Annotated in this window: 8 protein-coding genes; 5 read left to right on the top strand and 3 right to left on the bottom strand. The window is 66.3% G+C overall.

What is annotated here, in order from left to right:
* The first annotated feature begins 70 nt into the window (after positions 1-70).
* Positions 71-1,126, top strand: a complete 1,056-nt coding sequence (locus tag OCH239_RS23865; protein WP_037261320.1) for a homocysteine S-methyltransferase family protein — start codon at positions 71-73, stop codon at positions 1,124-1,126.
* Positions 1,123-3,783, top strand: a complete 2,661-nt coding sequence (gene metH, locus OCH239_RS09050) for a methionine synthase (RefSeq protein ID WP_037261317.1) — start codon at positions 1,123-1,125, stop codon at positions 3,781-3,783. Before OCH239_RS23865 ends, metH begins: the two co-directional genes overlap by 4 nt.
* A 25-nt stretch (positions 3,784-3,808) precedes the next feature.
* Here the strand turns inward: metH and OCH239_RS09045 are convergent, their stop codons facing one another.
* Positions 3,809-5,179, bottom strand: a complete 1,371-nt coding sequence (locus OCH239_RS09045; RefSeq protein WP_037261314.1) for an FAD-binding oxidoreductase — start codon at positions 5,177-5,179, stop codon at positions 3,809-3,811.
* A gap of 83 nt (positions 5,180-5,262) precedes the next feature.
* A complete protein-coding gene (gene epsE, locus OCH239_RS09040; protein WP_244430330.1) occupies positions 5,263-6,474 on the bottom strand; it encodes an exopolysaccharide biosynthesis GT4 family glycosyltransferase EpsE in 1,212 nt (403 codons plus the stop codon).
* Between the two features lie 215 nt (positions 6,475-6,689).
* Between epsE and hslV the strand changes: the two genes are divergently transcribed.
* The 3 genes from hslV (at position 6,690) to OCH239_RS09025 (ending at position 10,871) form a co-directional block, all read left to right on the top strand.
* On the top strand, positions 6,690-7,247 hold the full coding sequence (gene hslV / locus OCH239_RS09035; protein ID WP_037261308.1) for an ATP-dependent protease subunit HslV: 558 nt from the start codon (positions 6,690-6,692) through the stop codon (positions 7,245-7,247).
* 74 nt (positions 7,248-7,321) lie between these two features.
* Positions 7,322-8,629, top strand: coding sequence for an ATP-dependent protease ATPase subunit HslU (hslU, locus tag OCH239_RS09030; RefSeq protein ID WP_037261305.1), 1,308 nt, complete (start codon positions 7,322-7,324; stop codon positions 8,627-8,629).
* A 199-nt stretch (positions 8,630-8,828) separates the two neighbouring features.
* Positions 8,829-10,871, top strand: coding sequence for a phosphatase PAP2 family protein (locus OCH239_RS09025; RefSeq protein ID WP_157577834.1), 2,043 nt, complete (start codon positions 8,829-8,831; stop codon positions 10,869-10,871).
* Between the two features lie 70 nt (positions 10,872-10,941).
* Here the strand turns inward: OCH239_RS09025 and OCH239_RS09020 are convergent, their stop codons facing one another.
* Positions 10,942-12,495 carry an ABC transporter substrate-binding protein gene (locus OCH239_RS09020; protein WP_037261302.1) on the bottom strand — a complete coding sequence of 518 codons (1,554 nt, stop codon included), beginning with the start codon at positions 12,493-12,495 and terminating at the stop codon, positions 10,942-10,944.
* Between the last annotated feature and the right edge of the window lie 62 nt (positions 12,496-12,557).

The following is a 12,557-nucleotide window of genomic DNA, read 5'->3' as shown; positions in this document are numbered from 1 at the left end:
TCGCCCCGTGAACCTTCATCCCGTTCATTATATAAGGCCGGATGATCCGCCATCGGCAGGGAGACACCTCATGGGCAAGCCAGACATCGCACACGCAGCCGCGGACCGCATCCTCGTACTCGACGGCGCGATGGGGACGATGATCCAGGCCGAGAAACCGGACGAGGCGACCTACCGCGGAGAGCGGTTCAAGGACCATCCCTCGGATGTGGGCGGCAACAACGAGCTTCTGAGCCTCACGCAGCCCGACATGATCCGGCGCATCCACGTCGATTTCCTCGAGGCCGGGGCGGATATCCTCTGCACCAACACCTTCGGGGCGAACGCGGTCAGCCAGGCCGATTACGGCATGAGCGAGCTCTCCCGCGAGATGAACGTCGAGAGCGTCCGTCTGGCGCGCGAGGCCTGCGAGAAGAAGACGGCCCAGGACGGCAAACCGCGCTGGGTCGCGGGCGGGATCGGGCCGACGAACCAGACGGCCTCGATCAGCCCGGACGTGAACGATCCCGGGTACCGCGCGATCACCTTCGACGATCTCGCCGCGGCCTATGGTGAGGCGGCTCGGGGGCTGATCGACGGCGGCGCGGACCTTCTGCTGATCGAGACGATCTTCGACACGCTGAACGCGAAGGCGGCGATCTACGCCATCGAATCGCTGCGGGACGAAGGCGTGGCGGTGCCGCCGCTGATGATCTCGGGCACCATCACCGACCGCTCCGGCCGGACGCTGACCGGACAGACGCCCGAGGCGTTCTGGACCTCGATGTGCCACGCGCGGCCATTCTCGATCGGGCTCAACTGCGCGCTCGGCGCCGGCGAGATGCGCCAGCACGTGCGCACGCTGTCCGGCGTCGCCGACACCCGGATCAGCGCCTATCCGAACGCAGGCCTTCCCAACGAGATGGGCGGCTACGACGAGACGCCCGAGGAGACCGCGGCGCATCTGGGGGAATGGGCCGATAGCGGCCTCGTCAACATCGTCGGCGGCTGCTGCGGCACGACGCCCGAGCACATCGCCGCCATCGCGAAGGCGGTCGCGGGCAAGGCGCCCCGCAAGATCCCCGAAAAGGTCCGCAGGATGCGCCTGTCGGGCCTCGAGATGTTCGAAGCAGGGAGCGCGGCATGAGCGGTATCGCGACATTCATCAACGTCGGCGAGCGCACCAACGTCACCGGCTCGGCCAAGTTCAAGAAGCTGATCATGGAGGGCGACTATCCGGCCGCCCTCGACGTCGCGCGCAGCCAGGTCGAGAACGGCGCGCAGATCATCGACGTGAACATGGACGAGGGGCTTCTCGACAGCGAAGAGGCGATGAAGACCTTCCTCAACCTCATCGCGTCCGAGCCGGACATCTCCCGCGTGCCGGTGATGATCGACAGCTCCAAGTTCGAGGTGATCGAGGCGGGCCTCAAATGCGTGCAGGGGCGCTGCGTCGTCAACTCGATCTCGCTCAAGGAGGGTGAGGAGGAGTTCCTGCGTCAGGCCCGCATCATCCGCCGCTACGGCGCCGCTGTGGTCGTCATGGCTTTCGACGAGAACGGGCAGGCCGAGACCGCCGAGCATAAGCACGCGATCTCGCGCCGGTCCTACGACCTCTTGGTGGACAAGGCCGGCTTCGATCCATGGGACATCATCTTCGATCCGAACATCTTCGCTGTGGCGACAGGGATCGAGGAGCACAACGATTACGCCAACGCCTTCTTCGAGGCGATCAAGCTGATCAAGGCGGACATGCCCGACGTCCACGTCTCGGGCGGGCTGTCGAACGTGTCATTCAGCTTCCGCGGCAACAATCCGGTACGTGAGGCGATGCATTCGTGCTTCCTCTACCGCGCGATCCCGCTGGGCATGGACATGGCCATCGTCAACGCGGGCCAGATCACGGTCTACGACGACATTCCCGACGAGCTGCGCGAGCGGGTCGAGGATGTGCTGCTGAACCGGCGGGACGACGCGACCGAGCGCCTGCTCGAGATCGCGGACAAGTATCGCGGTTCGGGTGAGGCGGCCAAGAAGGAAGACCCCAAGTGGCGTGAGCAGGCGGTCGAGAAACGTCTCGAGCACGCCCTCGTGCACGGCATCACCGATTACGTGGTCGACGACACCGAGGAGTGCCGTCAGCGCGCCGAGAAGCCGCTCGATGTCATCGAAGGCCCGCTGATGGACGGCATGAACGTCGTCGGCGACCTCTTCGGCGAGGGCAAGATGTTCCTGCCGCAGGTTGTGAAATCCGCCCGGGTGATGAAGGCGGCGGTGGCGCATCTGTTGCCCTACATGGAGGAGGAGAAGCGCCTTTCGGGCGACACCTCGGCCAAAGGCAAGGTCCTGATGGCGACCGTGAAGGGCGACGTGCACGATATCGGCAAGAACATCGTCGGCGTCGTCCTCCAGTGCAACAATTACGACGTGGTGGATCTCGGAGTCATGGTCCCGACCGAGGACATCCTCGCGAAGGCGAAGGAGGAGAAGGCGGACGTGATCGGCCTCTCGGGCCTCATCACGCCGTCACTCGACCGGATGGTCGAGGTCGCGTCCGAGATGAAGCGGCAGGGCTTCACGGTGCCGCTGATGATCGGCGGGGCGACCACCTCCAAGAAGCACACCGCGCTCAAGGTCGCACCGGAATACGACAACGGCGTGATCCATGTGGACGACGCCTCGAAGGCGGTGGGCGTGGTCTCGCGCCTTCTGTCGAAGAAGGCCGCGCCCGAGTACCTCGCCGAGGTGAAGGCGGATCAGGAAAAGCTGCGCGCCGGCACGAATACGGGCGGCGACCGGGTCAAGACGCTGCTCTCGCAGGCGCGGGCCAACCGCTTCGACGGAGGCTGGGACGATTACGTGCCGCCCGCGCCGCAGGTGCCGGGCCTCACGCCGGTCGCCGACATGGATATCGCCGCGATCCGTCCCTTCATCGACTGGACGCCGTTCTTCAACACCTGGGAGATGCGGGGCGTCTATCCGCAGATCCTCAACGATCCCACCAAGGGCCCGCATGCGCGCGAGCTCTTCGAGAACGCGAATGCCATGCTCGACCGCATCATCGCGCAGGACTGGTTCTCGCCGCGCGGGGTCGCGGCGATCTGGCCGGCCAATTCGGACGGCGACGACATTCTTGTCTGGGAGGACGAAAGCCGTGAGACCCTGCGCGCCCGGATGCCGCAGCTGCGCCAGCAGGGTCAGAAGTCGGGCAACAAGCCGCATATGTGCCTCTCGGACTTCGTCGCGCCCAAGGGAACGCCGGACTGGATTGGCGGTTTTGCGGTGACCTCGGGGCCCGAGGTCCACGAGATCGCCGAGAGCTACAAGGCCAGGGGCGAGGATTACGACGCGATCATGGTGCAGGCTCTGGGCGACCGGATCGCGGAAGCCTTTGCCGAGGCACTGCACGCACGCGTCCGCAAATCGCTCTGGGCCTATGCGCCCGACGAGGGGCTCGACAACGAGTCGCTGATCCGCGAGCGCTACCGCGGGATCCGGCCGGCGCCGGGCTATCCCGCCTGTCCGGACCACACCGCCAAGCCGCAACTCTTCGAGCTGCTCGATGCGACGACCCATACCGGGCTCACGCTCACCGAAAGCTGCGCGATGTGGCCGGCCTCGGCGGTTTCGGGGCTCTATTTCGCGCATCCCGACGCCGCCTATTTCGGCGTTGGCCGGATCGGCCCCGATCAGGTCGCCGATTATGCGGCCCGCAAGTGCATGGAGATTTCCGAGATCGAGACGTGCCTTGCGCCCAATCTCGGATACACGCCCGATCGGGGCCAGGCGGTGAAATCCGCCTGAGGCTCTGGGGGCGGCGGCGCCGCCCTCAAACGATCTTGCCGGGATTCATGATCCCCTGCGGGTCGATCGCCTGCTTGAGCGTGCGCATCAGCGCCCAGGCCGGGCCGTGCTCCTCTTCCATGTAGATCTTCTTGCCGCTCCCAACGCCGTGTTCGCCAGTCACCGTGCCACCGAAGGCGAGGGCGAGCCGGTTCAGCCGGTGGGCCAGCGCCTTGGCGCGGGCGAGTTCCTCGGCGTTGCCGGGCTCGATCAGGATCGAGAGGTGGAAGTTGCCGTCGCCCACATGTCCGACGAGCGGGGCCAGCAGGCCCGATTCCGCGATGGCCTCCTTGGTTTCTGCGATGCAGGCGGCGAGGGCCGAGATCGGCACGCAGACATCGGTGACGAGCGCGACGCAGCCCGGGCGCAGCGCCTTGCAGGCGTAATAGGCGTTGTGCCGCGCCTCCCAGAGCCGGTTGCGCTCCTCGGTGCGCGTCGCCCAGGAGAAGTCCGCCGCGCCCATGTCCTCGGCGATGGCGCGGAAGCTCTCCACCTGTTCGTCGACGCCCGCCGAGCTGCCATGGAACTCGAGGAAGAGATGCGGCGCCTCCGGCAGGCCGAGATCGGGATTGTAGAGGGCCATCCCCCGCATCATCACCTCGTCGAGCAGCTCGATCCGCGCCAGCGGCAGACCAGACTGGATGGCGAGGATGACCGTATCGACGGCGGCCTCGACGCTCGGGAAGGCGGCGGTCGCGGCCGCAATGCGCTCGGGGATGCCGTGAAGGCGCACGGTGAGCCGGGTGATGATCCCGAGCGTGCCCTCGCTGCCGACGAAGAGATGGGTGAGGTCGTATCCGGCCGAGGATTTCCGCGCACGGGTCCCGGTCTCGATCACCGTGCCGTCGGGCAGCACCACTTCGAGCGCGAGCACCGTCTCGCGCATGGTGCCGTAGCGCACCGCGTTGGTCCCCGACGCCCGCGTGGCGGCCATCCCGCCGAGCGTCGCGTTCGCGCCGGGATCGACGGTGAACATGAGCCCCGTCGCTCGAAGTGCGTCGTTGAGCTGCGTGCGCGTGACGCCGGGCTCGACCACGGCGTCGAGGTCCGCCTCGTGCACCTCGAGCACCCGGTTCATGCGCGAGGTGTCGATGCTGACGCCGCCGCGCACCGGAACGATGTGGCCTTCGAGCGAGGTCCCGACGCCGTAGGGCACCACCGGGCAGCCCGCTTCGGCGCAGATCGACACGATCTTGCTGACCTCTTCGGTGGTCTCGGGGAAGGCGACTGCATCGGGCAGCGACGGCGTGCTGTAGGCCTCGTCGCGGCCGTGCAACTCGCGCACCGACGTGCCCGTCGAGAGCCTCTCGCCCAGCAGCTCCTTCAGCCTGTCGATGGTCGCGGACCGGTCAGTCATGCCTCTGCCTCCCTCTGCGCTGGCGTCTCTGCTTAGCAGGGCGGTCGCGCATCCGACAGGGCCGCGGCATCCGCGCCAGAGCGTCAGGAGGACCGCAGACGGCGGATCTCGGCGGCAATGCGTTCGGCCCCCTGCTCGACGCGGAAACGCGCCTCGACCTGCGCCCTGCCGGCGGCGCTGAGGGCGCGGGCATAATCCGGCTGACCGGCGAAGTTTCGGATCGCGCGGGCCAGCATGCCGGGATTTCTCGGCGGCACGAGAATCCCGGTGCGGCCGTCGCGGATCAGCTCGGTCACCCCGCCCGCCTCGGTCCCGATGGTGGGAACGCCGCAGGCCATCGCTTCCATGTAGGAGACACCGAGCGTCTCGTGCCAACTCGGCAGGACGAAGGCATCGGCGGTCAGAAGCTTCTCCCGGATCGCCTCCGAGGGCAGGGAGCCGAGCAGTTTCGCATGATCGCTGAGGCGCAGATGTCTGAGATGGGCCTCGAGTTTCTTGCGGTACCCGGACCCTCCCGCTTCGTCCTCGCCCGCGATCTCGAGCCGCACATCGACCCCCATGTCGAGCAATTGGCGCGTCGCCGACAGCAGGTCGTGATGCCCCTTTTCGGGCCGAAGGCGGGCACAGGAGAAAAGCCGCATCGGGCGTCCGTGACATACCGGCTCGTAGGGCGTCTGCCGGGTCAGGTATCGGGTGTCGACGCCGACCGGCTGCGTGATTACGCGAGGCGGAAGATCGTCCCCGAGGGTGGCTGCGACCTCTCCGTGCAGAGCGTCGGTCACGATAGTGGTGAACGACGCGTTCCGCCATTTGAAGCGCTGAGCGGGCCCCTCGCCGGACAGCGGCCCGTGCAGGGTGAGCGAGTAGGTCGGCCCCCCCATGCGAGCGGCCAGCGCGGCAACGAGCGCCGCGCGACCGCAGGAATGGACATGCACGTGATCGATCCCGCGCGCCCGCGCCATCGCCTGCAGCCGCCCCGCTGCAGGCAGAGCCATCATCAGGTCGCGAGGTCCCGCGACGCCTTCGCCGAACATCGCGACATCCACTCCCCGGGGCGCGAGACCACCGAGGGCGCGTATCGCTGCAAGAGGATCGAGTTGCGACAGGTAGGTCGTGCGTGCCGCTGCCTTGCCGGACCAGCCGTGCACCATATCGGTAGGCGCGGGGCGGCTCGTCGAAAGGACGTCCACCGCAACGCCCATATCCTCCAGCGCGAGTATCTCGCGCCAGAAGCATGTCTGTGTCTGCCCCGGGAATCGAGGCAGCAGATATCCCATTCGAACGGGTCGGGTCACGACCACCGCCTGCTCTTCGTGAATCCGATTGTGCAGCTTCCCCAGCTGCCGACGAGCGTTCACGATTCTGCATGTCTTGGCCACATGTGCAGTGAACCGCAGCCTCGCGCGTGTGGCGCAAATCCCGCAGGTGCAATTCCGTGTCGATCCGCCGAGCGGCTTGCCCCTCTGCTGTCCAGCCCCCATATGCGGCGCCAGACAGAAGGAAGGACCAGATGGCAGACGAGACATTCCCCGGCTGGCACGGCACCACGATCATCGGCGTGCGCAAGGGCGGCCGCGTGGTCGTCGCGGGCGACGGGCAGGTCAGCCTCGGCAACACCGTCATCAAGGGATCGGCGCGCAAGGTGCGGCGCCTGTCGCCAGGCGGCTCCGACGTGGTCGCGGGCTTTGCGGGATCGACCGCGGACGCCTTCGCCCTGCTCGAACGGCTCGAGTCGAAGCTCGAGGCCACCCCCGGCCAGTTGCAGCGCGCCTGCGTCGAGCTCGCCAAGGATTGGCGCACGGACAAGTACCTGCAGAAGCTAGAGGCGATGCTGATCGTGACCGACGGATCGCAGCTCTATGTCGTGACCGGTGCGGGCGACGTGCTGGAGCCCGAAGACGGCGTCGCCGCGATCGGATCAGGTGGCAATTACGCGCTGGCGGCCGCAAGGGCGCTCGTCGACAGCGACATGGACGCCGAGGCCATTGCCCGCCGCGCGATGGCGATCGCTTCGGAGATCTGCGTCTTCACCAACGGAAACCTGACGGTCGAGGCGCTCGACGCCTGAGGCGCCGCGCAGAACCTGCGGCACCGCCCGCAACGGGGCGTGCCGAACACGACCGAGAACCAAGGAACCCCAAGATGACCGACCTCACACCGCGCGAGATCGTCTCCGAGCTCGACCGTTTCATCATCGGGCAGAAGGATGCCAAGCGTGCCGTGGCCGTCGCCCTGCGCAACCGCTGGCGGCGCAAGCAGCTGTCGGACGACATCCGAGACGAAGTCTACCCGAAGAACATCCTGATGATCGGCCCCACCGGCGTCGGCAAGACCGAGATCAGCCGGCGCCTCGCCAAGCTCGCCCATGCGCCCTTTACCAAGGTCGAGGCGACGAAGTTCACCGAGGTCGGCTATGTCGGCCGTGACGTCGAGCAGATCGTTCGCGATCTCATGGACGCGGCGATCGCCATAACTCGCGAGCGGATGCGCGAGGAGGTGAAGGCCGGCGCCCATCAGGCCGCCGAGGACCGCGTCATCGCCGCCATCGCCGGCGAGGATGCGCGCGAATCGACCCGCGAGATGTTCCGCAAGAAGCTGAAGTCGGGCGAGCTCGACGACACGATGATCGACCTCGACGTCAAGGAGACCGCCTCGCCCTTCCCGATGATGGAGGTTCCGGGCCAGCCTGGCCAGGGCATGGGCGGCATGAACCTCGGTGACATCTTCGGCAAGGCCTTCGGAGGGCGCACCACGCGCAAGCGCATGTCCGTCGCCGAGAGCTACGAGACGCTGATCCAGGAAGAGGCGGACAAGCTCCTCGACGACGAGACCGTGAAGGCCGCGGCGCTCGAGAACGTGGAGCAAAACGGGATCGTCTTTATCGACGAGATCGACAAGGTCTGCGCGATGTCCGACGCGCGCGGCGGCGATGTCAGCCGCGAGGGTGTGCAGCGGGACCTCTTGCCCCTGATCGAGGGCACGACCGTCAGCACCAAGCACGGGCCGGTCAAGACCGACCACATCCTCTTCATCGCGTCGGGCGCCTTCCATATCGCCAAGCCCTCGGATCTCTTGCCGGAATTGCAGGGCCGACTGCCGATCCGGGTGAACCTGCGCGATCTGACCGAAGAGGATTTCGTGCGCATCCTGACCGAGACCGACAACGCGCTCACCCGCCAGTATACCGCCCTGATGGCGACCGAGGAGGTCACCGTCGACTTCACGGAGGACGGCATCAAGGCGCTCGCGCGGATCGCGGCGGAGGTCAATGCCTCGGTCGAGAACATCGGCGCGCGGCGGCTCTACACCGTCATGGAGCGCGTCTTCGAGGAGCTGTCCTTCGTCGCCCCCGACAAGGCGGGCGAGAGCGTCACGGTCGACGACGCCTTCGTCGAAAAGCACCTTGGCGACCTGTCGCGTTCCACCGATCTGAGCCGCTACGTGCTCTGATCTCAGTGGCAGCTTCAGGCTTTCGGGCCGGTCCGGTGCTCCGGGCCGGCCTTTTTCGTCCGGACCGACCGTTTCTGATAGGTTTCCCGCCTCCCGCAATGGTGGTATTACATGCTTGACGCGCATGTCTACCGTGCGTCAGATTTTCCGGACTACCCCAAGACCTTTTTAACAGACTTCATTTCGAGGAGGGCTTTCTATGCCCCAATCCACCAAGACTCATGCTACGTCCAGCGTGACGGCCAGCCCGATAACCGCTCCCGATCAGCGCCGGATGGAAGCGATCACGCGCCGGGACAAGGCACGCGCGCTCGCGCTTACCGTCGAATTCGCGTCGCCCGACAAGAACGGTGACGAGGTTTCCCCGTATCTCTTCAGTTTCACGAAGGGGCTCCGGCACAGCGATCAGGGGATCGTCGAGGATCCCGCGGCGTTCACCGCCTTCGCGGCGGGGACCGAAGCTGCAGATCCAACCGTCTTCCAGCAGGCGCCGCTGAACCAGACCGGCTGGAAGACGACGCCACCGGCAGGGCTCGGCGCGCATTACCGCAGGTGGGAGAGCCCGACGGGTGGTCATGCCTACACCCTCATGGGCCCCGATCCGCAGGCGATCGGCATCCCTGCGGCTCCGGCCGCCGGGAGCGCGGAACTCGCTGCCGAGATGGCGGAGATCTACCAGATGGCGCTGTGCCGGGATTGGCCGGTCGCCGCCTTCATGGCTCAGGATCTCGTCGACAAGCTCGATGATCCCTTCGCCAATCAGTGCAAACAGGCCGTCGAAGACGCCGCCTCGCGCCTGTCGCAGATGCGATGGTTCGCTGGCCAGCCCGAGGCGAGCGACGTCACGGACAGCGAGTTGCGCGGCCGCCGTCGTTTCAACGAAGGCCCGACCCCGGCGACGCTCTTCCGCGGGATCGGCGAGGGCACCGCAGACGGTCCGTTCCTGTCGCAGTTCATGGTCGTCGGCAGCAGCACCGGCGAAGGCCGTGGCAGCGGGTACATCACCTATGGCAACCAGGCCATCTCCCAGGACGTGCGCGTGGCGCATCCGCATGTCGACTACATGCAGAACTGGAACGACTGGCTGGACGTCCAGAACGCGTACAACGCGCGCGGCGCGCTTTATCAGGGTGGCGGAGGCGAGTTCACCGATGCGCGGCGTCCGATGCTCACGCTTCGCGACATGGCGACCTACGTGCATGACGACCAGCTCTACCAGGCGTATTTCAACGCGGCGCTCATCCTGCTCTCCGAGGGAGCGGCGACCGACAAGGGCATTCCGTATCACGGCAACGCCACGCGCCAGTTCGGCGGCAACCAGGTGCCGTTCGCCGTCTTCGGGGGCCCTCACCTGCTGACGCTGGTGACCGAGGCATCGAGCCGGGCGCTGCGCGCGGTTCGAGCGGCCAAGTTCACGGTCCATCGACGGGGCCGGCCCGAACTGCTGGCGGCGCGCTTCCACACGGTGCTGTCGGGATACGATCCGAGCGGGCAGAACACGCCCTACGACGATGCGAACCCGCTCGAAATGGACGCGCGGGATATTCTCGCCTCCACCATCGCGCCCTACACCCACCCCACTGACCAGGCTCCGAGGGAGCCCGCGCTCTACGAGATCCTGTCCGAGATCCGCCAGCACAACGCGAAAGCGAACGGGCCTCATGCCCCGTCGAGCTGGCTTCTGCCGATGGCGTTCCCCGAGGGCTCGCCGATGCACCCCGCCTACGGGGCGGGACACGCCACGGTGGCGGGTGCCTGCACCACGATGCTGAAGGCGTTCTTCGACATGGGTCCCAAGGGCGACAGGACGCTCTTCGTGGATCCGAACGCCGCCAACGCGGACATCCGGCAGGCCTACGTGCCGGTCGGCTCGGATGCCCACGACAGCGGAGCGACCCTGAAGGCCCTGAACGTGCATGGCGGATTGTCGATCGTGGGTGAGCTCAACAAGCTTGCCTGGAACATCTCGAACTCGCGCAACATCGCGGGCGTGCACTACTTCACCGATTATATCGAATCGGTCCTTCTGGGCGAGGCGATCACGATCGGTATCCTGCGCGAGCAGATGTGCTGCTACGATCCGGGCGAGCAGGTCGAGATGACGGTGCCGCTCTTCGTGCCGCGCACAATTCCGGCGGTACTGCTCAACGGGCCGGACGGCACGCAATCCGCGATCCAGCCGGACGAGATCGTTCACGAGATCAGGATCTGCAGCGACGGCTCGCTCGCCAAGGTGCACTGACCGGTCTCGAAACAGAAAACGCCCCGCGTGATGCGGGGCGTTTCCTCGTGTCTGGACAGGCTGGTGGCGATCAGGCCATCCACCAGCGCTCGGCATGGCGCGCGTTGTCCATCTGCCAGAGATTGCCGATGGTGTCGGGCGTCGCGACCTTGTTCGAAACCGCCTGCACCCAGTTGGCGAACATCGGGATGATCACGCCGCCGTCGTCGCGCAGGATCTGCTGCATCTCGCCATACATCTCGCGCCGCTTGGACGGATCAAGCGTCGCGCGCGCCTCCACCAGGAGGTTCTGGAACCGCTCGCTGTCATCGGTGCCCCACTGGCTGTCGTTCCACGCGACGCCTTCCTGGTAGGCCGAGGAGAACATCCAGTCCTCGGTGGCGCGGCCGGACCAGTAGCTGGCGCACCACGGCTTCTTGATCCAGACGTTGGACCAGTAGCCGTCCGCCGGCTCCTGAACGACGTTGATGTCGATGCCCGCCGGGGCCGCCGAGGCCTGGTAGAGCTGGGCCGCGTCCACCGCGCCCTCGAAGGCGGCCGAGGATGCCGATAGATCGACGCTCAGCGAGTCCAGCCCGGCTTCCTTCAGGTAGAATTTCGCCTTATCTGGATCGTAGGGGATCGGGTCGAGGTCGGCCATGTACTGGTTTGCCGCGCCGATCGGGCTGTCCGCCGCGACCTTGCCGTGACCGAACAGGATCTTCTGCACCAATTCTTCGCGATTGATCCCGTGCTTCAGAGCGCGACGCACGTTCACGTCGTCGAACGGGGCGATGTTGGTCAGCATCGGGAAGGTGTAGTGCTGGTTGCCCGGCACTTCCTGGATACGGATCGCCGGGTTCGCCTTGAGCAGGCTCTCGGTCTTGAAGTCGATGCGGTTGATCGCGTCGACCTGTCCCGTGAGGAGGGCGTTCATCCGGGCGGTATTGTCGTTGATCGCGATGAACTCGATCTCGTCGAACCAGCCCGCCTGTCCGTCCTTGTAGTGCGACTCGACGCGCTGCCCGACCCAGCGCACGCCGGGATCGAAGCTGACGTTCCTGTAGAGACCGGTACCGATGCCCTGTGCGATGGCCTCTTCGATCTGGCCCGCAGGATATATGAGCAGGTGGTAGTCGGACATCAGGTACGGGAAGTCGGCATTGCCCTCGGCAAGCACGAACTGCACCTGATGCTCGCCGAGCTTCTTCATTTCGGTGATCGGAGAGACGAGCGGCGCGGCGCTCGACTTCGAACCTTCGGCGACGTGCAGCTGCAGCGATTCGATCACGTCATCCGCGCCGAATTTCTTGCCGTTGTGGAAGGTCACGCCCTTGCGAAGGTTGAAGGTCCAGGTCTTCGCGTCCTCGGAGGCTTCCCAGTCGGTCGCAAGCTCGCCCACGAGGCTTCCGTCGGCGGCGACCTCGGTCAGGCTGTCGAAGACCGCGCCCTGTCCGGACGAGGTCATGAAGATGTCGGAATGGGTCCGGCCGTCCCAGTTGTCGGAGGTGTTCGCGCCCGAGAGGCCCACGACGAGGCGGCCGCCCCGCTTGGCTTCTTGCGCGCGGATGGGCAGGCCGGTGGCAGCGAGCACACCGGCGGCGGCGCCGGTGCGCAAAAGACTGCGTCTGGAAATCGAAGTCATCGTGACGTCTCCCTTGTCGTTCTTGTGCGGGACGTGCCCGCGATTGGTGGCGCCCCGAGGAC

It is taken from the genome of Roseivivax halodurans JCM 10272 (assembly GCF_000521785.1).
Lineage (GTDB): Bacteria > Pseudomonadota > Alphaproteobacteria > Rhodobacterales > Rhodobacteraceae > Roseivivax > Roseivivax halodurans.
Note: the sequence above shows the minus strand (reverse complement) of the source record. Positions and strands in the feature narration are given on the sequence as shown.